The organism is Roseibium album (assembly GCF_001404515.1).
In the GTDB taxonomy this organism is placed as follows: domain Bacteria; phylum Pseudomonadota; class Alphaproteobacteria; order Rhizobiales; family Stappiaceae; genus Roseibium; species Roseibium album.
This window is the reverse complement of the sequence record NZ_CXWE01000002.1, coordinates 731,064-753,423: the sequence shown is the minus strand read 5'-3', so window position 1 is coordinate 753,423 and position 22,360 is coordinate 731,064. Positions and strand designations below refer to the sequence as shown.

The window sequence follows — 22,360 nt, the reverse complement described above, 5'->3', positions numbered from 1 at the left end:
GGCTAGGCTTTCATGAGATCAATTCGATAGTGTTCGAGCCGGTCTTTTAGGAACGTATAGTCACGCCTTGCTTTTTGCAGGGTTTTCCGGTCAAGCGAGATGACCTGAAAGTCTTCCGATCTTTCCGCGAATGACAAGGGTGGTGTTTTTTCGTCCTGCCATGGCAGGCAGAACAGAGAGTTGCCGTAGGTTTCTCCCGCCCGATTGAGTGACAGGAAAAAAACCTGGTTTTCCAGAGCCCGAGCGGTAGCAAAGGCATGCCAGGTGTGAAAGCTCTCATCGCGATAATAAGCGCCGCAATGCAGGATCACATCGACATTCTGATCCACGACCAATGTTCTGGTCAGTTCAGGAATGCGGATGTCGTAGCAGATGATCGGCGCCAACCGGAAGCCTTTGACCTCAAAGGCGAAAAGGTGATTTCCGCGGTGGAAGTATTCTTTTTCCATCGAGGCGCCATATTGAGCAAGGTGAAGCTTGTCGTAGTACCCCACGAGCTCACCGTCCGGTCCGACGACGCCGGTACTGATGAAAGGGCCGCCTTTGCCGCTGCGTGCAAAGCCGTATGAAACGTAAATCTTGAATTCCTGCGCCAGTTGACGCCAGGCGCCGAAGGAGGCTCCGTCCACGGGTTCCGCCAATTCATTCAATCCGGCGAATGCCTCGCGGGAATAGTCGATGCTGGAAAGCTCCGGCAGGACAACAAGATCAACGGAAACGCTCCCGTCCAGTCGTGCGCGCACCTTTGCAACCGTGTTGGCAAGATGGGCATCACGGTCCTGCACCGACACGGTTGGCGGCACATCGATCTGGCAAGCCAAAATGGTGAGCGTCTCGTCAGATGTCATTATCAGGCTTTCTTGTTTTTCCAGTATTCGTTCAGGCGCATTCGGTCTGCCTCGATGCGCTCAATGCGTTCAACCACATGACTGGACTGGCCGATCGTGAAAAACCCGATCAGGGCTTCAATCAGAACAGTGGTTCCGACATAGGATTCAAAGAACAACGGACTGCGATTGGGTCCGAGCAGGACATAATCGGCTTCAAAGGAAATGGGGGCGGCTGGACTGTCGGTGATCGCGACAACCTTCGCACCACGTTCCCTGGCCAGGATCGCAAGTTCAATCGACGCGCGGGCACAGGGCTGCTGACTGATTGAAATCATGACGTCGCCTTCACCGATATCGGCAATCGGATCGGCAAAAACGCCGCCTTCCCCCCGGACTAGCCGGATCTTGCCACTGGCCATACCGGCGAGGTAATGCGTGTAAGCGGAAAAACTTGCAGACGCCTGCATGCCGACGACAAAGATCTGACGGCTTTCGTTCAGAACATTTGCAACGCCGGCGAAATAATCCGGGTCGATGGATTCGAATATTGCCGTCAGGTTGTCCAGCGTCGAAGACCGGAATTCTTCCCATATTTCACGTGTGCTGATATCGCTGCCTGTCTTTTGCAGGTTTTCAGCGCGCAAGTGGTATTCCTTGATGTCGCTCTGCTGAACCTGCTTGCGATAAACCTCGCGCAGCTCCCCGTAGGTTTCGTATCCCAGTGCCTTTGCCAGACGCGAAAAATTGGGAAGGGAGACACCGGCACCGGAAGCAACCTGGCGCATGGACAGCGTTGCAATGTCGCCAGGATGTTCAAGCATGTAGGTCGCTGCCACCTTGAGCGCGCGCGGAAGGCCTGGAAACAGCTCCTTCAGGCGTTCACTGACACCCAGATACGCGTTCATGTCGCTCGACTTCTCCTTTGGCACACTCATCTCCCTGCCTGTTTACGGGGCGCTGATCTGATCATTCGTTACTCGCCGGAGCAATAGTTTTCACAGTTGTAGCCGTTCGGGACATCACGAGACGGGCTACTGATCTCGAAATCCCCCTTGTCTTCTGCAATCAACGGCTGAGCAGCAGGTTCGGAAGCCACAGTGAAAGCTGCGGGACGAACGTCGTCAGTACGAGCGTCGGCAACCAGGCGCAGAAAATGAACAGAAAGGTCGGACCCAGCATCTTGCTGACCGGTGTATTTGTAATTTGCGCTCCCAGATAGAGAAGCGGGGCGGTTGGTGGTGTCACATTCGCCATACCCAGGTTCACACCCAGAATTGCCGCAAAATGAATCGGGTCGACGCCGACGCTCTGCACGATCGGAAGCAGCAGGGGTGTCGACAACAGCAGGCCCGAAATATCGTCCATCAGCATGCCGATCAGGATCATGACGACATTGACCATCAGCAAAATGATGATCGGATTTTCCGAAACGGAGAAAACCATTTCACGGGCGATTGTCGGAATGTCCTCAAAAATGAGAAACCGGCTGACGATCAGGACCATGAAGATCATTGTCATGACAACACCGATCGTTATCCCGGCGTCAGAAAGCGTGTTGATCAGGCTTTTCCAGGTCAGACCCCTGTAGACATAAATGGCAATCGGTATGGAGTAGATAACCGCGACACCTGCTGCCTCCGTGGGTGTCATGATGCCACCGTAGATACCACCCAGAATGATCAGGGGCATGAACAGGGCGGGCAGGGCCTGGCGCGTCTGGATCTTGAATTCCGGGACGAAATCCGTGGGCCGTTCCGTAACCCTGATGTCCTTGTATTTGCGCAGGGCAAACTGATTGGTGACGATCAGAAGAACGATCAGAATGATCCCGGGAAAGACGGTCGACAAGAACGCCTTCAGCACGGACTGCTGCGCAACCCATGCATAGAGAATGTGCGACGAACTTGGCGGAATGAGCAGGCCAAGCGGGCTGGCGCTGACGATCAGGGCCGCCGATAGACCCTCGGGGTAATTAGCCTTGCGCAGATGGGGCATCATGATGCCGCCGATACAGGTCAACGTCGCGTTCGCGCTGCCGGAGATCGATCCGAATATGCCGCTGGCGACGACGGCCGCTGCCGAAAGCCCACCCTTGATATGACCGATGAAGAGTTCTGCCAGCGCAACGAGCGGCGCGGCGATCTTGCCTTTTTCCATGATCGCTCCGGCAATCATGAACAAGGGAATGGCCAGAAGAACCAGAGTGTTCATCTTCCAATACCCGGCGGGGAGATATCCGGTGATGTCGTGGCCGCCGGTCATCGCGAGAAAGAGCAGAACGGCTCCGAATGCGATATAGACACTCACGCCGAGCAGGAGCAGGCCGCAAATGATGATGATGCTACCAAGAATGATCATTTTCCGGCCTCCAGCCGACCTGTTTCAAACCGGGCGGGGCCATCGATGATGTGGAGGATCATGTAAATGGTGTTGAAAAGGGTCATGAAAAAGAAACCGACGAGAATGGCGGTCCTTGGAAACACTGCCGGAATCTTGAGGGCGGTTGTCTTTTCCCAGAGCGGATAGGCGATAATTTCGCTTTCGACCGCCAGGTAACACCAGTAGACGATGTATATGCCGATCACGAATTCGATGAGGTAAACCGCCAGACCCCGCCACCACGCAAGCCTGGATCTTCCAAGTACGACACCGAGAATGTCGGCATTTACATGCGACTTCCTTTCAGCGGCAAGCGCAGCTCCGAGAAAGAATGTCCAGAAACTGATCGCCAGCAACCATTCTTCGTAGGCGAAAAGATTGCCGGAAAAGCCGTATCGCACGATAACCACGACGAAGAAGGTCAAAGCCATCAACAGGCCACCTGCGGCAACGAAAAGGCGCATGAACTTCAGGGTCAGCCGCATGGGCGTCGCAGCAACTGCGGGCAACCTGTCAACGATTTCAGTCATCCGGTTTCCTCCACCCATAGACTGCCGGACACAAAAGAGGCCGGTAACGCAGGCTACCGGCCAGTTCGGCTGCTTATTGCGAGGTCAGGCGATCAAGTGTCTCCTGACCGATGGTCTCAACCATGGTCGGCCAGATGTTTTCGCGGACCCAGGAAGCCATTGCAGCCTGTTCTTCTGCGTCCAGGGCGAGTATTTCATAGCCCTTTTCCTCGAGTTTCTTGCCGAACTCCGCATCATTGGAACGGTTGTAGGCAAAGAAGTCGTCGGACGCCTTCGTGAATGCCGCCTGTACGACCTCACGCTGCTTGTCGCTAAGTTTGTTCCAGGTCTTCTGCGACCCATAGTAGGACGTCAGTTCGGAAACCGAATTGTACTGGACATAATATTTGCCGACGTCGGACTGCGCGAAAATCGAGTAGGTCGCTGATTTGGTGCAGCAGATTGCGCCGTCCACGATGCCGGACTGTATGGCGGGAAAGATGTCGCCCCAGGCCATGGTGGTTGCCTGATAACCCATGCCTTCGACCATCGCCTTGATCACATTCGATGACCAGACACGGATATTCATTTCCTTGGCGTCGAGCGTGTTCCAGTTTTCGGGTTTCTTGTTGGCAACGATTCCGGTGAATCCTTCCGGGTTGTTGGCCAGAAGGACGAGGCCGAGCTCGTTCAGGCGTTCCTGCAGGATCTGGTTGAACCGGGAATCCATGTTGCGCATGACGCTGTCCATCTCGTCAAAATTGTTGACGAGAAACGGCATCGACAGGAATTCCAGCCGGGGGTCCTTGTGAGAATAGATGAAGGCAGCGGTGAAATCGATGTTGCCGCGGATGGTGTCTTCCATCAGGGCTTCACCGGAACCGAGCTGGTTGGCCGGAAAAACCGACATTTTCAGGCCGACATCGGCTGCTTCGATGTCCGACTTGATCTGTTCCATCATTTTGGTACCCGGATGATCCACCGGGAACGTTCCTGCGAATTTCAGGCGTATGTCAGCGGCCGATGCCGCGCCGAGTGCAGACAGTGTCAGAGCGCCCGCCAATGTGGCGCCGGCAAACAATTTTCCGAATTTCAGTGACTTGAGCATGGTTTCCTCCCTTGCGCAGGCTCATCACGACCGATGTTTCGGGCCTGCGATGCAAAGATCCTCACGGCAGCCCGACCTGATGGGAGGGCGCGCGTGATTGGTCAGGAGCGTAACGTCAAAAATATTACAAATGCAACTCTTTTATTAATTTTTGTTACATTTGTTAAAATAACTGCAGGCACGTCCAATTGTCTCTGATGCGATCAGCGGCCGGATCCACCCACCAGAACTTGAGAATGCCTGCAATTTCTTGCGAAAATTCCGGAAGGACCCGGGTGCTGCCAGAGCAAAGACCCGTGCGACAGGCCGACGCCAAAGACGCCGGGATTGTCGCAAGTTGACTTGGGTAAACCCGATCAGGTCCGCCGCACTTTTGGCAGTTTGGCCTGCCAGTAGGCGCCGAAATCCTCTCGAATGGCCTCGTAGCCGGCAATTCGGGACTGCGCCCCTGTTCCACCTCTGCTGACCAGGTGGAACAAAAGGCTTTCCAGGACGACCATCGCACCGGCAAAGCAACTGAAATGGTGAAGGGAGTTCAGCGACACCTTGAGAAACAGGTCCGCGTCAATGTTGGGTGCAATCAATTCACTGTCTGAAATCAGGATGACCCGTGTGCCATTGCGCTTGGCCAGCCTCAAGGCACTGATTGTATCAGCGCTGTAAGGCGGAAAAGTTATCGCCATAAGAACGTCTTCCCTGCCGACCGACATCATCTCATCGACCGGACTGCCCATGTGCCGGGGGATCAGGTTGAGATTGGGAAGCGCCATGCGCCCCACATAGTGAAAGTAATAGGCGAGCGCATAGCTTGCCCGCGTTGCGGTGACGTAGGCGTTGCGGGCATTCATCAACATGTCCACCGCGGTCTCGGTCTTTTCGATCGTGAGCAGGCGGAGGGACTGTTTGACGATGTCGATTTCGTTGCGCACGGATCGTGCGTGAAATTCTCCGAAATCGCCAGCCTCCGACAGCCGATCGATCCAGCCGTCGCCTGAAGCTCTGTCGTATTGTTCCACCAGGGAGATGCGGAACGGTTCGCGTAGCTCCTCAAAACTGGCAAACCCCAGATGATTGGCAAGGCGTACAAGAGAGTTTGCGCTGATGCCGATCTTGTCAGCCGAGATGCGGATCGTGTCGAGACCGAAATCGTTCGCATTGTCGATAATGTATTTCGCTGCCAACCGGAGGCGCGGCGGCAGTCTGTCGACATCCTTGAGCAGGCGCTTGCAGATTTCAGCTTTCTCGTTGGCTGACATCTTTGGTTCTCCGTTCCAATTTCAAGAAAGAACAAATGTTCTTTAATTTCTATATTGAGAATATTTGTAACATAGGTGCAAGTCACGCCCGAAATGAACGGAGGGTGTCATGCCATACCAGACCATCATCTATCGAAAGACAGGCCCGCTGGCCGAAATTCGCTTCAATCGCCCCCATCGATTGAACGCGGTCGTGACTGAGTTCTACACGGAGATCCTCGAGGCATTGACCGATGCTGAAAAGGATATCGACGTGCGCTGTGTGGTCCTGACAGGAGAAGGACGCGCGTTTTGCGTCGGTGCGGACCTCAAGGAACATGGCGCGGGGGTTCGCACGGAGCTGGAGAAACTTGAATACTTGCAGCTCGGCAACGATGTCTGCGAGCGCATTTACAGACATCCCAAGATCATCATTGCCGGTGTGAACGGATATGCGCTCGGGGCAGGGGCCGAAATGTCCTGTTCGTCGGATTTCGTCCTGATGAAGGAAAGCGCACAAATCGGCTTTCCCGAGATCTCGATAGGGACTCATGTGGGTGGTGCCGTGACCGAAATCCTGCCGCGCCTGGTCGGGCTGTCAAAGGCCAGGGAGCTGATTCTGACCGGCCGCCGCGTCGCTGGCAAAGAGGCGGCCGAAATCGGCCTTGCCACCAGGGTGCTTCCCGACGATGGATTTGAGGCGGGAGTTGCATCATTTGCAGCTGAGATCGGCTCGAAAGCTCCAATTTCCATGCGTTTCGCCAAAGAGAATCTGAACGCCACGCAGCGGGACTATGGCTCGCGTCTGGTGACCGAACTGGACGCCTTGCGCACCTGCATGTTGACCGAGGACTGGCGGGAAGGTGTCGACGCCTTTGCCGAAAAGCGAGCGCCGGTCTTCAAGGGCAGATAACAGGGCAGGACGAATTCTCATGAGCAATGCACTCAACAGCATCTTCAAGGCGCGCTCCGTTGCGATTGTCGGTGCCTCGAAAGATCCTTCCAAGCGCGGAAATCAGGCAATCCGCAAGCTTCGCGCAGACGGTTATGAAGGCAGGATCTTTCCGATCAACCCGAAAGAAACCGAAATTCTCGGCATAGGGGCCTATCCCTCGATTCTGGCGGTCAGGGAGCGGATCGATGTCGTGCTGATCTGCACACCGGCCAGAACGTTGCCTTCCATTCTTGAGCAATGCGGACAGAAGAACGTCCCCGGAGCGGTCATTCTGGCGGCAGGTTTTTCGGAAATCGGTGCGGAAGGTGAAGCGATCGCGCAGGCGACCTTGGAGGCTGCGCGCAAGAACAATGTGCGTGTCATCGGCCCGAACACCAACGGCGTTTTCAACCTGCAAAACAAGATGAACATGGTTGGCGTTCAGGATGTTGAACCGGGCAATATCGGCATCTGCTCCCAGTCCGGCAACATGATGCTTGCCTTTGTTACCGAAGCAAAGCGGCGCGGCGGTGTCGGCTTTTCTTCTTATGTTGGTGTCGGCAATCAGCTGGACGTGACGCTGGCTGAATATCTGGAATATTTTGGTGAAGACAACGACACCAAGGCATCGGTTTTTTACGTGGAAGGCTTTCAGGACGGCCGGGCATTCCTGGACACATGCCGCCACGTGACACAGAAGAAGCCGGTGGTTGTCTACAAGTCCGGTCGGACCGAGGCAGGCCAGGTTGCAGCCAGTTCGCACACCGGCTCGCTCGCATCCAGTTTCGACCTGACCCGGCACCTTTTGCGCCAGGCCGGAGCCACCGTTGTTGAGCAGTCAGACAAGATCCTTTCGATCGCCGAAGGCCTTTCAAAGCTGACAGTGCCAAAAGGCGGCCGGGTTGCAATCCTTGCAGATGGCGGCGGCCACGCGACGATAACGGTCGATGCTCTGGTTGATGCAGGTGTTGAGCTGGCGGAACTGTCTACCGGGACGGTCGCAAAACTGAACAATGTTCTGCCGACGGCGGCATCCTGCGTGAACCCGGTGGATGTTGCCGGCGGCACGGACGATGATCCTTCGGTCAGCGCGCAATGCGCCGAGATCATTCTTGCGGATGACAATGTCGATATCCTGATGATCATCGGGATGTACGGAGGCTTCGCCGAGCGCTTCAATCCCGCGCTGCTGGACAATGAAATCGAAACCTCGCAACGCCTTGCCGAGTTGCCAGAAAAATACGGCAAGCCGCTGATTGTGCAGAGTGTCTATAACACGGTCCGGCCAAAACCCATCGAAGTGCTGAAGGAGGCAGGCGTGCCTGTTTTCGTCTGGCCGGAACCAGCCGTGCGCTGCATCTCGGAGCTAATCGACTACGCCCGTGCCCGTACACGCAATGCCCTGTCCCCTCTCATTGTACCCGATGGTCCGACAGAGCAAGGCAAGGCCATTCTTTCCGGGGTCATTGGCGAAGGTCGCGATGCGTTTTACGAGCATGAGGCCAAGGACCTGCTCGTTCAGTATGGCGTTTCGGTTCCGCCCCAGATGCTCGCCACATGTGAAGCGGATCTCAAGCAGGTGCCTGTCGATCTAGGAAATGGGCCCATGGCCATGAAAATCGTCAGCCAGGATATCCTGCACAAATCCGACGCCGGAGGCGTCAGGCTGAAGATCTCCGGTGAAGACGAATTGCGCAGTGCTTACAAGGATATTCTGGCGAATGCGCGCGGCCATGATCCGGAGGCGGACCTGCGCGGCGTTCTTGTTGCGCCGATGGCCGATTCAGGTGTCGAGGTCATCATCGGTGTCGTGCATGATGCCATGTTCGGACCCGTCATGATGTTCGGTCTGGGCGGCATATTCGTCGAAGTTCTGAAAGACGTGTCGTTCCGTGCCCTGCCTATGAGCCGGGCAGATGCCGAAAGCATGATCGATGACATTCAATCGAGCAAGATCCTTGAGGGGGTGCGGGGTGCGCTGCCAGTCGACAAGACCGCACTTGTCGACCTGATGATGAAGATTTCCCAACTGGCACTTGCCCATCCGGAGATCAGGGAAATCGACCTGAACCCGGTCATCCTGCGCCATGACGGTTATGCTGTGGTCGATGCCAGGATGATATTGAATTCAAAGGGACAATGAAATGACAGAAAAACTTCTCATGGATCAGAAGGGTCATATCGTGACCCTGACGCTGAACATGCCCGAGACGCGGAACGCGCTTACGGATGTTGACCTCTGCGATGCCATCGTCGACGCCATGCGGTCAATCACCCGGGACGCATCGGTTCGCTGCGCGATCATCACCGGCGCCGGCAAGGCCTTTTCCTCGGGTGGCAACCTCAAGCACATGAAGGAAAAGAGTTCGATTTTCGGCGGTGATGCGATCGATGCGAAAGACGGATATCGCGCAGGCATTCAGCGGGTTGCCAGAGCAGTCTGGGACTGCGAGGTGCCGCTGATCGCAGCCGTGAACGGCCCGGCCTATGGCGCCGGTTGCGACATGACCTGCCTGTGCGACATCCGCATCGCATCGACCCGCGCGACTTTCGCTGAAAATTTCGTCCGGGTCGGTTTGATTTCCGGCGACGGAGGCGCCTGGTTGCTGCCACGACAGGTTGGACTGTCGCGCGCCGCTGAAATGACCTTCACCGGCGAACCTGTGGATGCTGCGACGGCGCTCGCATGGGGACTGGCATCGAAAGTCGTTGAGCCGGAAGACTTGCTTTCAGAGGCTTCAAGCCTGGCGGACCGGATCGCGCAAAATCCACCAAGGCAGTTGCGAATGGCAAAACGGCTGCTGCGTGAAGGCCTGAATACCAGGTTCGATGGTCTCCTGGAATTGGCCGCAGCATACCAGGGCGCCTGTCACCAGACCGAGGATCACACGGAAGCGGTGGATGCGCTCCTTGAAAAGCGGTCTGCCGTCTTCACGGGTCGCTGAGCGCCGATCTGTGGGCTGAACGCCGCAATGCAGTGCCGGTTTTCAGTTCAGATAAAACATCCGGACGGTCTGCAAGCGTTCTTTCGTGGCCACCCGTTTGAAGGGTGGTTCGTCATAGGCATCCTTTGCACCCGACACGGTATAGCCTTCGCTCGGGATCTGGCCGTCCATGTCAAGGTCCCGGTTTTCGTTTTCATCGTGGAAGGCGACAACCGCATAGGGGCCGGATGTGAGCTTCGGAAAGAAGGCCTGAACCGATCCGGTCGAGGCGGGGACTTCCTTGTAGCCGACAGCGGTCTCATAATCATAGGCCCTGAACGCGTCACGATTGTCCATGACGAGAACGACCACCAGGCCTTTGCTGTTCCGCACGCCTTCGACCGTTACCTCCAGGCCCCGGCTGGCATTCTTTTTCTCTTGGGCCTCTACCGTGGGAACAAGGCTGGCGGCGAAGGCGCCACCCAAGAGGATTGCTGCGCTGATACAGATCGCTGACACTCGTTGTCTTATGCTTGGCATTGGTATTCTCGCATTATTTTGAAGGCGTTTCGGATTTGTCTTTAGGCTGCCAGCCCGGTGGGTTCAGCAGAACGCCGACCTTGTTGGCGAGGCCCGGCATTTGCCAGACGTCACGTCCGAGGCGGTAGAAGCCGTGCAGAAACGCGACGACCGGGTTCACCGAGTTGATCGGATGCACAAGGCCGTAGGTGACCCTTTCCTTCTCTTCTGCGAACGTGCCGAACATGCGATCCCAGACGATGAAGATGCCGGCATAGTTCTTGTCGAGATATTCGGCGTTTGAACCGTGATGCACCCGGTGATGGGAGGGCGTATTCATGACTGCTTCCACCGGTCGCGGCAGTTTGCGCACGGCCTCGGTGTGAAGGGCGGTCTGGTAGACCTGAACGATCACTTCGGCGAAGAGAACGACAATCGGATTGAAACCGAGCAGGACCAGGGGCAGGTGGAACAAGACCGGCCAAAAGGAATCCATCGGACCGAAACGATAGGCGACGGAGATATTGAAGAAGGGTGAGGAGTGATGAACCGAATGGGTCGCCCAGCCAACGTTCACCCGGTGAAGAAACCGGTGTTCCCAATAATAGACGAGATCGGCAAGAACGATGCAGATCAGCACCGTGAGCCAGTTGGCCTCGATATCAAATATCGCGAACTGCCAGACGTAATAGAACGCGGCGACGTAGAAGGCTCCGAGCACCAGAACCGTAATTCCGATGAAAAGTGCGAGGGTTACATAATTCGTCAACGTGTCGCCGATCAGCGTCCAGCTCAGTTCCCTGAAGATCCGGTAGCGGATCAGTTCAAAGACCAGGAAGCCGAGGGCGAGTACAAAGAACCAGTCGTCGATGAAGACTTCCAGCTGTTCCAGCCAGGCAGTGCTGAGTGGGGATAGAAGGATTTCCAAGGGAATGCTCCAAAATTATCAACCTTGACAATTAAATGCGATCACCTAAATTGATTGTCAAGATTGAAAATCTAATGGAGGTGCATTTTGGGGCGACCTGAAATCAAGGATGATCGCAGGGAACAGATCCTCGACGCATTCGAAATGTGTGTTGCGCGATATGGACTGGAAGGCGCAACACTCGGCAAGACGGCAGAGATTGCCGGCCTGGCCAGACCGCTCATCCGACACAATGTCGGAAACAAGGAAGATTTGCAGGAAGCCCTTGTCGAGAGGTTTTTGACGCGAAGCAGAGAGGCAATGGAGGATTTGTTGGGATCGCTTCCGGAGGGAAACAGGCTTGAAGCACTCCTGGAGATACTGTTCGATCCACGCAGTGCCAATCCTCAGCTTGTTCTGGTCTTCAACGCCCTGAGTGCGGCCGCACCCGATGATGCGGTGCTTGCAGCGCAGCTGCAGCAATGGCTCACAGATTTCGTCAAACGTCTGGAAGCGGAGATCGCGCGCGGCTGTCCCAACGCTCCGGCTGGGCTTGTGGAAGCTGCTGCTGCCGGGGTTTCCGGCATCTACTTCAACGTTGAGGCGCTTTATCCGATCGGCATTTCTGACCGGTTTGTGGCGTCATCCAGAAAGGCGGCAAACTTGCTGATCGCAGCGCTGGAGACAGGCAATGACTGATACTTGCCGACTGAAACCGGAGGCTTACTTCAGCGAAGCTCGGCACAGGCTGGAACAGCAATCCCTGTTTCGCGATTCCTGGGGTTTTGCAGGTACCGTCGGGGACCTTACCGAGCCCGGAGACTACATTCTTGCGGAGATCGGCGCGGCAACGATCGTCGTTGTTCGCGACAAGTCCGGCACCTTGAACGCGTTCCAGAATTTCTGCCGTCATCGCGGGGCAACCCTGCTGGATGCTGCGAACGGGAACACAGGCAGTGCGATCGTCTGTCCTTATCATCGCTGGACCTATGGTCTCGACGGTGGATTGAGGGGAGTTCCGGACAGGCAAAGCTGCTTTGCCGATCTCGATCGGGCGAAACTCGGACTGAAACCGGCTGCGCTCGGAATTTTTCGGGAGTTCATCTTTGTCAATCCCAACGCCGGGGCACGCTTCGAGGACTGGATTGCGCCAGTTGCGGAACTGGCCTGGCCGCACGATCTCTGCGCCGGTGATGTAAAGGAAGCGGTTCCGCTGGTTTACCATCTCAAATGCAACTGGAAGGTATTTGCCGAGAACGCTATCGATGGCTATCACCTTGCCTATCTCCACGAACATACGCTGGGTGGACCTACGCCGGACAAGAATATCTGGGAACGGGCCGGCGAACACATGATCTGGTACGCGACCGAGAACGGTGTCCGGCATCGCCTGCCCCAGAAAATCCGCGACGAGGCCGGTTCCAGCGGTATTCTCAAGAGCGCGTCGGAAGCCGGATATGGCGGGGTCTATTTCCTGTTTCCCACGACGCTGATCGTGCCGACGCCTTATGGGTTGTCGCTGACTGCGCTCAAGCCGGTTGCGCCGGACAGAACCCGGCTCGACGTGCGTCAGTGGGTCGGGCCGTGGCAGGTGAAAGACGAGCGCTCACAGATCCCGGGCTTTGACAAGAAAACCGGAATTATTTCCTCTGAGAACTGGACCATGCCGCCGCTGGAGACAGGCGATTTTCAGACCGAGGACATCTGGATCTGCGAGAAGGTTCAGCGTGGCCTGCAAATGCCCGGTTTCGAGTTCGGTCCCCTGTCTGAAGGCCCCGGCGCTGAAGATCCGATCCGCTGGTTCCATGAAATTCTCAGGCAGAAAATGCGCTTGAGCCCCACAGGGGAACACTGACATGGCCTGGACCACGACCCTCGGCATCCTGTTGCTGTTATGGGTTGCCTACGATCTGGTGACCGGGCGGGTCTGGTTGCACCGGGCGTATGATCGGGCAACCGAACCGGCAGGCTACTGGGCGACCATGTGTCTCTGGCTGCTCGTAGCGCTTTCCTGCATTTTCTGGACCGCTTCGGTCCAGGCATACCTTTCGCCGCCGGTTTGACCGGCGGTCCGCAAAACGGAGACCTAGTTCCGAGCCTTCTCGCGAAATGAAAGGTTGCTGTTCTCGCCCAGTCCGTAACGGACGCAGCAAAAGATGGCTCCCAGGCTGAGAACCAGCCAGAGCGCGCCCCAGAACATGGTCGGGCCGCCGAATTCCTCGGCCAGCATGTAGGCATCGGAACGGACGCCGGAGCGGCGGATCGTGTCGTCGAAAATGTCGTAGGGCACATAGATGATGCTGGAAAGCCCGATGACCCGAAGGATCATGTCATTGACAGGGCGGCTGAGATAGCGGGCAATTGCCAGCATGCCAAGGCCCGTTGCTGCGCAGAAGAACAGAGCGAACCAGTCCCGCACGTAGAGGAGTGCGACCAGCAGCGTCAGGCACCCGAACAGCGCCAGAACAGCCCGGTCAGCATTGGTTCGAAGCGCGATCATCAGCAGCGTGATACCGATCAGCAGCGACCCGAGATAGCCGGCTGACAGCGTAATGAAGCGGTTGCCGCCTCTGGAGATAACATGCCCTCCCTGCTGCGGCGATATGGACAGATCCACCACCGACCCGCCGGTCAGCACGGTCGCGACGGCATGGGCGAGTTCATGCAGAAAGACCACCAGGATCTTGAGCGGAATGACGACCGGTGTGTTCCACAAAAGGAACAACACGCAAGTTATCGCTATGAGCTGCCAGTGACCTTTGACGAGTTGCATCAGGGTGAAAGGGCATGGAGGGGAGGTGAAGTCAAGATTTTGTCCCGATCGACGGTCTGGTTGGGGTCTTTGTTGCCAAGGCAGGTGCGCGCATTGCGCTCCGTGCCAGACTTACCTGTCGCACGAAAGGGCTTCCGCAAACCGGACACTCTGCGCGCTGCTGCTGCCGCATCGCCCAAGTCATTGACAAGGACAGGCAGCACACGGGCACCTGCAGGCCGGACGCGATAAGACCGATACGGAAACATGTTTGGGCAGCAGGCTCGACCATGTTGCGTTTGGCGGTACAATTTCCGTGAGGATGGCGTTGACCGGGCGGTTTGGGTTCAGACAGTGCACTCCAAGTAATTTTCAGGCTTCCCGGGCCCCTGGTGTTTGTTCACACCGGAACGTTCAAGCCGACCTTGGTCCGGTCCATGACCACTGATGTTCGAAATCGCTTCACATTCGTATCGTCAAAAAACAAACGCTGAATGAGCTTCTGATATTCATTCATGTCCTTTGCCAGGGCAATGAGCGCAAAATCCGCATCCCCGGTTATATAGTAGCACTGCTGGACCTGTTGTTCCGAAGTGACCTTTCTGCGAAACGTATCCAGGATATCGATCCGTTCCCGCTCCAACTCGACGAGAATGAGAAACGTCATTCCCTGACCAACGGTCTCCGGGTCGACCACCGCGATTTCGCGCTGGATGATGTTTGCTTGCCGAAAATGACGAAGTCTGCGCTGCACCGTCGCGATCGATGCCCCGGCTTCTTCCGCAATTGATTCCATCCGGGAATTAGAATCCCTTTGCATGATGCTGAGAATAGTTCGGTCTACGCTTGATAGTTCGCTGTGATCGTCTGACATCCGATTTTCCAATTTATTGACTGAATCAAGTCACGATAATTCGAAAATAGATAATGTGAAGAGCAAACTATTCAATAATATGAGAATGAGACCGCAATGAATGCGGCAATGTCGTTGGTCGGATCATTTGACTTTCGAAAATAACAGAGAGGATTAGCTATGATTTCTTCTTTCAAGACTACGGTTGCATCCGCCATTGGGGGCTTGATTTTGCTTTCATCCGCGCATTCTAGTCTCGCGGATGAGTTGACTGATCGTATCAATGCTGGCGATCCAATTCGTCTCGGCTTTGCGACCGCAATTCCCTGGGCCTATCCTGGAGACAACGGAGAACCTTTGGGTTTTGTCAATGCACTGACCCTCGTGGTGCTGGAGGAAATGGGAATTACCAACTACGAGACATCCGTCAATGAGTGGTCCGGTCTGATCCCCGGTCTTCAAGCCGATCGCTACGATATCATTACCGGTGGCATGTATATTCTCAAAAGCCGCTGCGAAAACATCAACTTCACCGACCCGATCGGGCTGTTCGGAGATGCCATGCTCGTTCCGGCCGGCAATCCGCAAGGCATTCACAATTACCAGGACGTGATCAAGACCGGTGCGACGCTGGTGACTGGTGCCGGCTTCAATACCGTTGAAGCTGCCAAGAAGGAAGGTGTGCCTGAGAGCCAAATGATGCTGGTTGCAGGGGAAGTTGAAATCCTTGCGGCGATGAATGCGGGTCGCGCCGATGTCGCGGTGCAAACATTCTTCGGTGCGAAGGAACATGTCGAAAAATCGGACGGTAAATATGATGTAACCGATCCGGCCGACATGCCGGAATGGACCCAGAACTGGGTTGGCATAGGCATGCGCAAGTCTGATCCTGATTTCCTGGCCGCTTTCAACGAAGCCATGGCCAAGGTGATCGGTGGTGAAAAATGGATGGCTGCAACAGCCCCATATGGCTACACCGAATTTCAACTTCCGGGCGAAGATGCCTCGACGGAATATGCTTGCGCCAATCGCTAACCGCATACAGATGACGTCAGGCGGCAAAGCCGTCTGACGTATTTTGCCGGAGTTCCAGATGGGCTATTGGGAATTTCTAGTCGAGTACCTGCCGAAACTCGCAAATGGTGCGGTCATGACCGTGATGGTCATGGTGTGCGCCACTCTCCTGGCGGTTGCCGTCTCCATGGTATTCGGCCTGATGCGGCTGTCTTCACATTTTGCGATACAGGGTGCAGCCACCGTTTACATCGAGTTTTTTCGCGGGACGTCGCTCCTGGTTCAACTCTACTGGATCTATTACGTCCTGCCGTTGATGGGACTCACCTTGTCGCCATTCGTATCCGGCGTTCTGGCGCTGGGACTCAATTTTGGAGCCTATGGGGCGGAGATCGTCCGGGGCGGCATTCAAGCCGTGCCGCGCGGCCAATATGAAGCAGCACTGGCACTGAACATGTCGCCGTTCAGTCGGATGCGGCGCATTATCATACCGCAGATTTACACAATCATACTCCCGCCGGCGGCCAATCTGACTGTCGAGCTGTTGAAGGCAACCGCGCTTGTTGCGCTGATCACGGTCGTTGATCTGATGTTTGTTGCCAAACAGATAAACGCAACCACCTGGTTGTCGGCCCAGGTCTTTGGGACTGCCTTGATCATCTACTATGCCATGGCGCGCTTTGCGCTGATCCCGTTTCTGAGGTGGCTTGAACTTATCGCCGCCCGCAAGATCGGCAAAGCGTGAGGAAACACTGATGGAATGGCGCTGGGAATTTGCCTGGGAAATTCTGCCGAGGATGCTTTGGGCGACAGGTAACACCCTGCTTGCTGCAGGTGTCGGCTACACGATTGCCGTGGTTCTAGGACTGTTGTTGATGTTGGGGCAAAGAACGCCCTATCGGCTGATAAACATGCCTGTTCGCGAACTGGTCGAATTTGTCCGTTCGACACCATTGCTGGTTCAATTGTTCTTCGTGTTTTTCGTTGCTCCGCAGTTTGGAATCAAACTGTCCGCGTGGACCGCTGGCATGCTGACCATCGGGTTGCACTTCGGGACCTATCTTTCGGAAGTCTATCGCGGCGCACTGGAGGGCGTTCCAAAATCCCAGTGGGAAGCATGTCGTGCGCTGAATTTCACAACCGGATACACATATCGCCGGGTGATCCTGCCGCAAGCGTTTCCGATCGCACTTCCCGGCATGGGCAACTACCTCGTGGGCATATTCAAGGATACGCCGTTGCTGGCGACCATAGGTGTTGCTGAACTCATGCACACCGCCAATGCACTGGGGGCCGAGACCTATCGATATCTGGAACCCTACACGATGGTCGGATTCATCTTCCTGATCATATCTCTTCCCACAGCGCTGGGGCTGCGCCGACTTGAAGCTGCTGTCGCCCGTGCGCAAGGCAATACAAGACATTAAGGCAGAACAATCAATGGATACTACCCATCCGCAAGTGCTTCCGGAAGGCAGCCCACTGGTTCGGTTCTCGGGTGTCACCAAATGCTATGGACCCCTTACGGTCCTGGACAAGCTGGACCTGGATATCGCGCAAAATGAAATGGTGTCGATCATCGGACCTTCCGGGTCGGGAAAAACCACGGTGCTGCGCGTCTTGATGACGCTTGAGAAGATCAATGATGGTGTCATCTATGTCGACGGAGAACCGTTGACCCACATGCCGAAAGCCGGTGGTCTGACCTTCGCCACCGAGAAGTATCTTCATGAACGACGTTCGAAAATCGGGATGGTCTTCCAGCAATTCAACTTGTTTCCTCACATGACAGCGCTGCAAAACTGTGTGGAAGCTCCCATGCAGGTTCTTGGCCTAAGCCGTGAGGACGCCGAGGAGCGGGCACTCAATCTGCTGGAATTGGTCGGCATGGGAGACAAGAAAGACCAACACCCCACACGCCTTTCCGGTGGTCAGCAGCAACGGGTTGCCATCGCCCGTGCACTGGCAATGCGTCCGAAGGTGATGCTGCTGGACGAAGTCACGTCGGCGCTTGATCCCGAAGTGATTGGTGAAGTGCTCAACGTTATTCGTTCGCTCAACAGTGAACACAACCTGACGATGATCATGGTGACCCATCAGATGGGCTTTGCGCGCGAGATATCAGACCGGGTCTGCTTTTTCTACGAAGGAAAAATCGCGGAGCAGGGATCACCGGAACAGCTGTTCGGAGATCCGCAAAACGAAAGAACAAAGCAATTCCTGCACGCCGTGCTGGATGCCAACTGAGTTTCCGGCGCCTGTGCGGGAACCTGTGGCAAGCCGGCAAACCGGGATTGGTCGCTAAAGATCAAAGAGGAGGCGTCCGCCCTCACCAGAAACCATTTCCAGGTCCCCGGATCACATTGACAGGATCGATCGGGCGGGACCCAGCAGAACAAACCTGATTTTCACCCGGTGTCTCCGGGTATCTGAACCTAATGAAAGGCCGGTACGATGTTGCCAGGACTAGAGGATACCATTGTCGATCGTGACGCTTATCAGCGCAATGTGGATCACCTGCGCGGGCGCGAAATCGTATTGCCGAAGATAGCCGAACTAGCTGATCCGACACAACATATCGCCCCGCGAATGCAGGCTGTGTCAAAAGCGGACCCTGATGCAGCAGATACGCTGAACCTTTTTCGTGTCCACTGGCACAATGCGCGTGATCGCCGGGCGCTTGCCAAGGTGCCTGAGCATATTGTTCTGGATGAACGTGTTACCGGAGTGAAAGCCAAGATCGTTGTTGCTCTCGGCAATTGCTTTCCGATGATCGATTGCCACAAGGTCCTGGCAGCTTATGGCTGCCTGATCCCGCGTCTTATGTCGGGCGTATTTGATGCAACACGCCACAGGGCCGTGTGGCCGTCTACGGGCAACTATTGCCGCGGCGGCGTTGCCATTTCGAAGCTGCTCGGCTGCAGATCTGTCGCCGTATTGCCGGAAGGGATGAGCCAGGAACGGTTTGACTGGTTGAATGCCTGGCTGGCGGATCCCAATGACATCTACCGAACCCCGGGAACAGAAAGCAACGTCAAGGAGATCTATGACGCCTGCCACGAACTCGCGAAGAGTCCCGATAACCTGATCCTGAATCAATTTGCCGAATACGGAAACTACATCATCCATCGTTCGGTTACCGGACCGGCAATGGAACGTGTTTTCAATCATGTAAATGTTTCAGGCAACCTGACGGCGCGCGCGTTTGTTTCTGCAACAGGATCTGCTGGAACCATCGCTGCAGGAGACCACCTGAAGTCCGCTTTGGGCAGTCAGATCGGTGCTATCGAAGCTCTTGAATGCCCGACACTTCTGTACAACGGTTATGGCGAACACAATATTCAGGGCATTGGGGACAAGCATGTTCCGTTGATCCACAATGTCATGAATGCAGATTTTGTCATCGGTGTTCCGGACAGTGCAAGCGATGGTCTGAACCTTGTGGCCAATACCACCGCCGGGCGGGACTATCTCTCCAGATACCGCGGCCTGGGACAGCAAGAGACCTCGGATCTCGGAAACTTCGGTTTGTCGGCGCTCGCGAATATCATAGGTGCGATAAAATACGCCAAATACATGAATTTGGGAGACAGTGATGTTGTCCTGACCGTAGCGACGGACGGTGCGGACATGTATCAGACCGAGTTGCAAATAGCCCGGAGGAAACATTTCGCAGACGGGTTTGACGCGGTGAGAGCTGCTGAAACATTCGGCCGTTCCGTTCTGGGTGCATCCACGGATCACATGATCGAATTGACACGCGTTGACCGCGAAAGGATCTTCAATCTTGGCTACTACACCTGGGTTGAACAGCAGGGTACGACGCTGGATGATTTCGACCAGCGGCGGGATCAGGCGTTCTGGGACGGCTTGCTCGATCTGGTTCCGGTCTGGGATGAAATGATCGATAACTTCAACAGGGCCTAGTCGATGAGTGATCACACGCGCTTGCCTTTGACCGCAGCGCATTGGGGCGTCTATCGCGCCGATGTCACAGACGGGAAGCTTGAGGCGCTGCATCCGTTCGAACACGACCCGGATCCGTCACCGATCGGGCAAGGGTACCTTGATGCAATCGATGATCCGGTGCGTATCAAGACACCCGCGGTGCGCAAGGCCTGGCTGGACAATCGCAGCGACGGCGTGGCGGCGCGGACCGGCCGGGACGCCTTTGTCGAGGTCAGCTGGGAGACAGCGGAAAAGCTGGTCGCCGAAGAGTTGAACCGGGTGCGCGAAGAACACGGAAATCAGGCGATTTACGGTGGATCATACGGGTGGTCATCAGCAGGACGTTTCCATCATGCGCAGAGCCAGCTGCACCGGTTCTTGAACTGCATTGGCGGATACACCCGATCGGTGAACTCATACTCCCTGGCCGCCGGCGAAGTTATCCTGTCCCATGTTCTGGGGGACGCGACCGCTTTCATCCATTCACCGCAGCCATGGCAATCGGTTTCCAAGCATACCGGATTGATTGTCGCGTTCGGCGGCATGCCGTTGAGAAACAGTCAGGTCAGCTCAGGCGGTACTGGATACCATCGAACCCGTGAAGGGTTGAGGCAGGCGAAAGAAGCGGGCGTCTCCTTTGTTAATGTTTCGCCGATCCGAAGCGACGTTTCCAGTGAATTGGGCGCTACCTGGCTTGCCGCGCGTCCAGGAAGCGATGTTGCCATCATGCTGGGTCTGGCGCACGAGATCATGAGCAACAACTGGCACGACAACGCTTTTCTCGAGCGTTACACGTCAGGCTTTCAGGAGTTCGCCGAATATCTGGCCGGAGCAAAAGACGGCGTTGCGAAAACGGCAGCCTGGGCGGCGGAGATCGCGCAAATACCCGAGAGTGAAATACGTCTGCTGGCAAAACGCATGTCGGCCACCAGGACGATAATCTCGATCAGCTGGTCGTTGACGCGGCAGGAACATGGCGAGCAGCCGTTCTGGATGGCCACCGTGCTTGCCGCCATGCTGGGGCAGATCGGATTGCCTGGCGGCGGGGTCGCATATGGCTATGGTGCTGCCAACTCCGTGGGCAATGAGCGATTTCCTGTCCGTTACGCAGCCTTGCCTCAGCTGAAGAACCCGGTTGACGATTTCATTCCGGTTGCCCGCATCAGCGACATGTTGCTCAACCCCGGCTCAGAGTATCGTTTCAATGGCGAACGGCGCAGCTATCCTGATATCCGGCTGGTTTACTGGGCAGGGGGCAATCCGTTTCATCATCACCAGGACCTGACGCGGCTGTCGGCCGCCTGGCAGAAGCCGGAAACGGTCGTGGTGCATGACTATTGCTGGAATGCACTCGCAAAGCGCGCTGACATCGTATTGCCATGCACCACGCCGCTGGAGCGTGACGACATCATGATCACGCCAAGGGACCGCTTTGTCATTGCCATGAAAGCGGTTGTCTCTCCGGTCGGAGAGGCCCGCGATGACCATGATATCCTTCGCGGTCTCAGTCGGGAGCTTGGTGTCGAAGAGACCTTTACCGACGGCAAGTCGGCCTCTGAATGGATAAAATGGCTCTATTCGGAAAGTCGCATCCACGCACTCAGCAGCGGTGTTGAACTACCCGATTTTGACAGTTTTCTCGCCAAAGGATGGCACGAAACCGAGCGGCCAAAAGTGCCGGAGGACGCGTTCGCAGCCTTCCGCAGGGATCCGGCGGGGTCACCCTTGAAAACACCGAGTGGCAAGATCGAGATCACATCTACCTCCATCGCAGCCTTTGAAGATAATCCGGTGTTGCCACACCCGGCCTGGTATGAGCCCGAGGAATGGCTCGGCCGCGCTGAAAAGCGCTTTCCATATCACCTGATTTCCAGTCAGCCGGCAGACAAACTGCATTCACAACTGGACCAGGGCCGAACCAGCCGTTCAGCGAAGCTGAAGGGGCGGACACCGCTTCAGATCCATCCCGCAGATGCTGAAAGATCGGGCATTGCCGATGGGGATTGTGTCCGCGTTCACAATCGTCGTGGCGCTTGTCTTGCAACCGCAAAGCTGGACGCAGATATCATGCCCGGTGTTGTTCAAATGAGCACGGGGGCCTGGTTGGATGCCGTGCCGCAGAAAAACGGAACAATTCTTTGCCGGCATGGAAACCCCAATACGGTTACCAGGGATGCAGGTACGTCCGAGTTGGCACAGGGACCGGTTGCGCATTCCTGCCTCGTGGCTGTCGAAACCTATCGACAGGATGAGAGTATCGAAGCCTTTGAACCGCCGGTAATAGAGCGGCAAGGAACCAGGACTGTATCGCAGAAGGTCTGATTTTCCGGTGCGAGTGACGACATGACGCGTCAGCTGATGTTTCTGACTTTCCTCCCTCTTTGACCTGATGCCGCCGGGCATACCAGGCGCTCAAAGCCAATCTGGCGGATGTTGCTATGGAACACC

Annotated in this window: 22 protein-coding genes; 12 read left to right on the top strand and 10 right to left on the bottom strand. The window is 55.8% G+C overall.

The window, feature by feature from the left end; all coding sequences use genetic code 11:
- Positions 1-2: 2 nt before the first annotated feature.
- The 6 genes from LA5095_RS08700 to LA5095_RS08675 all read right to left on the bottom strand — a co-directional run bounded on the left by LA5095_RS08700 (position 3) and on the right by LA5095_RS08675 (position 6,082).
- On the bottom strand, positions 3-848 hold the full coding sequence (locus tag LA5095_RS08700; protein ID WP_055113940.1) for a carbon-nitrogen hydrolase family protein: 846 nt from the start codon (positions 846-848) through the stop codon (positions 3-5).
- Positions 849-850: 2 nt separating this feature from the next.
- Positions 851-1,759 (bottom strand): MurR/RpiR family transcriptional regulator, encoded by a 909-nt coding sequence (locus LA5095_RS08695; protein WP_158510358.1) that lies wholly within the window; start codon positions 1,757-1,759, stop codon positions 851-853.
- 136 nt (positions 1,760-1,895) lie between these two features.
- A complete protein-coding gene (locus LA5095_RS08690) occupies positions 1,896-3,188 on the bottom strand; it encodes a TRAP transporter large permease (RefSeq protein WP_055113936.1) in 1,293 nt (430 codons plus the stop codon).
- A complete protein-coding gene (locus tag LA5095_RS08685) occupies positions 3,185-3,739 on the bottom strand; it encodes a TRAP transporter small permease (RefSeq protein ID WP_208992596.1) in 555 nt (184 codons plus the stop codon). The genes LA5095_RS08690 and LA5095_RS08685 overlap by 4 nt, the downstream gene beginning before the upstream one ends.
- A 73-nt stretch (positions 3,740-3,812) precedes the next feature.
- A complete protein-coding gene (dctP, locus tag LA5095_RS08680) occupies positions 3,813-4,826 on the bottom strand; it encodes a TRAP transporter substrate-binding protein DctP (protein ID WP_055113935.1) in 1,014 nt (337 codons plus the stop codon).
- 356 nt (positions 4,827-5,182) lie between these two features.
- Positions 5,183-6,082 (bottom strand): MurR/RpiR family transcriptional regulator, encoded by a 900-nt coding sequence (locus tag LA5095_RS08675; protein ID WP_055113933.1) that lies wholly within the window; start codon positions 6,080-6,082, stop codon positions 5,183-5,185.
- Between the two features lie 109 nt (positions 6,083-6,191).
- Here LA5095_RS08675 and LA5095_RS08670 point away from each other — a divergent pair, with 109 nt between their 5' ends.
- Genes LA5095_RS08670 through LA5095_RS08660 form a run of 3 tightly spaced genes read left to right on the top strand, consistent with a single transcriptional unit; the run spans position 6,192 to position 9,940 of the window.
- Positions 6,192-6,974 (top strand): enoyl-CoA hydratase/isomerase family protein, encoded by a 783-nt coding sequence (locus tag LA5095_RS08670; RefSeq protein ID WP_055113931.1) that lies wholly within the window; start codon positions 6,192-6,194, stop codon positions 6,972-6,974.
- A gap of 19 nt (positions 6,975-6,993) precedes the next feature.
- Positions 6,994-9,138: an acetate--CoA ligase family protein gene (locus tag LA5095_RS08665; protein ID WP_055113929.1), complete on the top strand. Its 2,145-nt coding sequence runs from the start codon at positions 6,994-6,996 to the stop codon at positions 9,136-9,138.
- A gap of 1 nt (position 9,139) precedes the next feature.
- The gene (locus tag LA5095_RS08660; RefSeq protein WP_055113927.1) at positions 9,140-9,940 is read left to right on the top strand and encodes a crotonase/enoyl-CoA hydratase family protein; all 801 of its coding nucleotides are present in this window, start codon (positions 9,140-9,142) and stop codon (positions 9,938-9,940) included.
- Positions 9,941-9,982: 42 nt separating this feature from the next.
- Here the strand turns inward: LA5095_RS08660 and LA5095_RS08655 are convergent, their stop codons facing one another.
- The gene (locus tag LA5095_RS08655) at positions 9,983-10,459 is read right to left on the bottom strand and encodes a DUF2141 domain-containing protein (RefSeq protein ID WP_082442662.1); all 477 of its coding nucleotides are present in this window, start codon (positions 10,457-10,459) and stop codon (positions 9,983-9,985) included.
- Positions 10,460-10,472: 13 nt separating this feature from the next.
- Positions 10,473-11,366, bottom strand: a complete 894-nt coding sequence (locus LA5095_RS08650) for a sterol desaturase family protein (RefSeq protein ID WP_055113922.1) — start codon at positions 11,364-11,366, stop codon at positions 10,473-10,475.
- A gap of 87 nt (positions 11,367-11,453) precedes the next feature.
- Between LA5095_RS08650 and LA5095_RS08645 the strand changes: the two genes are divergently transcribed.
- Genes LA5095_RS08645 through LA5095_RS08635 form a run of 3 tightly spaced genes read left to right on the top strand, consistent with a single transcriptional unit; the run spans position 11,454 to position 13,408 of the window.
- Positions 11,454-12,044, top strand: coding sequence for a TetR/AcrR family transcriptional regulator (locus LA5095_RS08645; RefSeq protein ID WP_055113920.1), 591 nt, complete (start codon positions 11,454-11,456; stop codon positions 12,042-12,044).
- Positions 12,037-13,200, top strand: a complete 1,164-nt coding sequence (locus tag LA5095_RS08640; RefSeq protein WP_055113918.1) for an aromatic ring-hydroxylating oxygenase subunit alpha — start codon at positions 12,037-12,039, stop codon at positions 13,198-13,200. The genes LA5095_RS08645 and LA5095_RS08640 overlap by 8 nt, the downstream gene beginning before the upstream one ends.
- A 1-nt stretch (position 13,201) precedes the next feature.
- Positions 13,202-13,408, top strand: a complete 207-nt coding sequence (locus LA5095_RS08635) for a hypothetical protein (RefSeq protein ID WP_055113916.1) — start codon at positions 13,202-13,204, stop codon at positions 13,406-13,408.
- A 23-nt stretch (positions 13,409-13,431) separates the two neighbouring features.
- On the opposite strand, the gene LA5095_RS08630 is transcribed toward LA5095_RS08635, so the two are convergent.
- Entirely contained in the window at positions 13,432-14,118 is a 687-nt protein-coding gene (locus LA5095_RS08630) for a M50 family metallopeptidase (protein ID WP_055113914.1), read from the bottom strand.
- Positions 14,119-14,497: 379 nt separating this feature from the next.
- Positions 14,498-14,971: an Lrp/AsnC family transcriptional regulator gene (locus LA5095_RS08620; protein WP_055113910.1), complete on the bottom strand. Its 474-nt coding sequence runs from the start codon at positions 14,969-14,971 to the stop codon at positions 14,498-14,500.
- A 246-nt stretch (positions 14,972-15,217) separates the two neighbouring features.
- On the opposite strand from LA5095_RS08620, the gene LA5095_RS08615 reads away from it, so the two are divergent.
- The 6 genes from LA5095_RS08615 to LA5095_RS08590 all read left to right on the top strand — a co-directional run bounded on the left by LA5095_RS08615 (position 15,218) and on the right by LA5095_RS08590 (position 22,234).
- Positions 15,218-15,985, top strand: coding sequence for a transporter substrate-binding domain-containing protein (locus tag LA5095_RS08615; protein ID WP_235808818.1), 768 nt, complete (start codon positions 15,218-15,220; stop codon positions 15,983-15,985).
- A 58-nt stretch (positions 15,986-16,043) separates the two neighbouring features.
- Positions 16,044-16,709 (top strand): ectoine/hydroxyectoine ABC transporter permease subunit EhuC, encoded by a 666-nt coding sequence (gene ehuC / locus LA5095_RS08610; protein ID WP_055113905.1) that lies wholly within the window; start codon positions 16,044-16,046, stop codon positions 16,707-16,709.
- A gap of 10 nt (positions 16,710-16,719) precedes the next feature.
- Complete coding sequence (ehuD, locus tag LA5095_RS08605) at positions 16,720-17,391, top strand: ectoine/hydroxyectoine ABC transporter permease subunit EhuD (protein WP_208992594.1); 672 nt, start codon at positions 16,720-16,722, stop codon at positions 17,389-17,391.
- A gap of 13 nt (positions 17,392-17,404) precedes the next feature.
- On the top strand, positions 17,405-18,211 hold the full coding sequence (gene ehuA, locus LA5095_RS08600) for an ectoine/hydroxyectoine ABC transporter ATP-binding protein EhuA (RefSeq protein WP_055113903.1): 807 nt from the start codon (positions 17,405-17,407) through the stop codon (positions 18,209-18,211).
- 207 nt (positions 18,212-18,418) lie between these two features.
- Complete coding sequence (locus tag LA5095_RS08595) at positions 18,419-19,891, top strand: pyridoxal-phosphate dependent enzyme (RefSeq protein WP_055113902.1); 1,473 nt, start codon at positions 18,419-18,421, stop codon at positions 19,889-19,891.
- Positions 19,892-19,894: 3 nt separating this feature from the next.
- Positions 19,895-22,234 (top strand): molybdopterin-dependent oxidoreductase, encoded by a 2,340-nt coding sequence (locus LA5095_RS08590; RefSeq protein ID WP_055113901.1) that lies wholly within the window; start codon positions 19,895-19,897, stop codon positions 22,232-22,234.
- The last annotated feature ends 126 nt before the right edge of the window (positions 22,235-22,360 follow it).

Coding starts and splice junctions, on each gene's coding strand:
- dctP (WP_055113935.1), bottom strand. CDS start 4,826: ATGCTCAAGTCACTGAAATTCGGAAAATTGTTTGCCGGCGCCACATTG.
- LA5095_RS08630 (WP_055113914.1), bottom strand. CDS start 14,118: ATGCAACTCGTCAAAGGTCACTGGCAGCTCATAGCGATAACTTGCGTG.
- LA5095_RS08660 (WP_055113927.1), top strand. CDS start 9,140: ATGACAGAAAAACTTCTCATGGATCAGAAGGGTCATATCGTGACCCTG.
- LA5095_RS08590 (WP_055113901.1), top strand. CDS start 19,895: ATGAGTGATCACACGCGCTTGCCTTTGACCGCAGCGCATTGGGGCGTC.
- LA5095_RS08655 (WP_082442662.1), bottom strand. CDS start 10,459: ATGCCAAGCATAAGACAACGAGTGTCAGCGATCTGTATCAGCGCAGCA.
- LA5095_RS08670 (WP_055113931.1), top strand. CDS start 6,192: ATGCCATACCAGACCATCATCTATCGAAAGACAGGCCCGCTGGCCGAA.
- LA5095_RS08595 (WP_055113902.1), top strand. CDS start 18,419: ATGTTGCCAGGACTAGAGGATACCATTGTCGATCGTGACGCTTATCAG.
- LA5095_RS08700 (WP_055113940.1), bottom strand. CDS start 848: ATGACATCTGACGAGACGCTCACCATTTTGGCTTGCCAGATCGATGTG.
- LA5095_RS08685 (WP_208992596.1), bottom strand. CDS start 3,739: ATGACTGAAATCGTTGACAGGTTGCCCGCAGTTGCTGCGACGCCCATG.
- LA5095_RS08690 (WP_055113936.1), bottom strand. CDS start 3,188: ATGATCATTCTTGGTAGCATCATCATCATTTGCGGCCTGCTCCTGCTC.
- LA5095_RS08665 (WP_055113929.1), top strand. CDS start 6,994: ATGAGCAATGCACTCAACAGCATCTTCAAGGCGCGCTCCGTTGCGATT.
- LA5095_RS08635 (WP_055113916.1), top strand. CDS start 13,202: ATGGCCTGGACCACGACCCTCGGCATCCTGTTGCTGTTATGGGTTGCC.
- LA5095_RS08675 (WP_055113933.1), bottom strand. CDS start 6,082: ATGTCAGCCAACGAGAAAGCTGAAATCTGCAAGCGCCTGCTCAAGGAT.
- LA5095_RS08620 (WP_055113910.1), bottom strand. CDS start 14,971: ATGTCAGACGATCACAGCGAACTATCAAGCGTAGACCGAACTATTCTC.
- ehuA (WP_055113903.1), top strand. CDS start 17,405: ATGGATACTACCCATCCGCAAGTGCTTCCGGAAGGCAGCCCACTGGTT.
- LA5095_RS08640 (WP_055113918.1), top strand. CDS start 12,037: ATGACTGATACTTGCCGACTGAAACCGGAGGCTTACTTCAGCGAAGCT.
- ehuC (WP_055113905.1), top strand. CDS start 16,044: ATGGGCTATTGGGAATTTCTAGTCGAGTACCTGCCGAAACTCGCAAAT.
- ehuD (WP_208992594.1), top strand. CDS start 16,720: ATGGAATGGCGCTGGGAATTTGCCTGGGAAATTCTGCCGAGGATGCTT.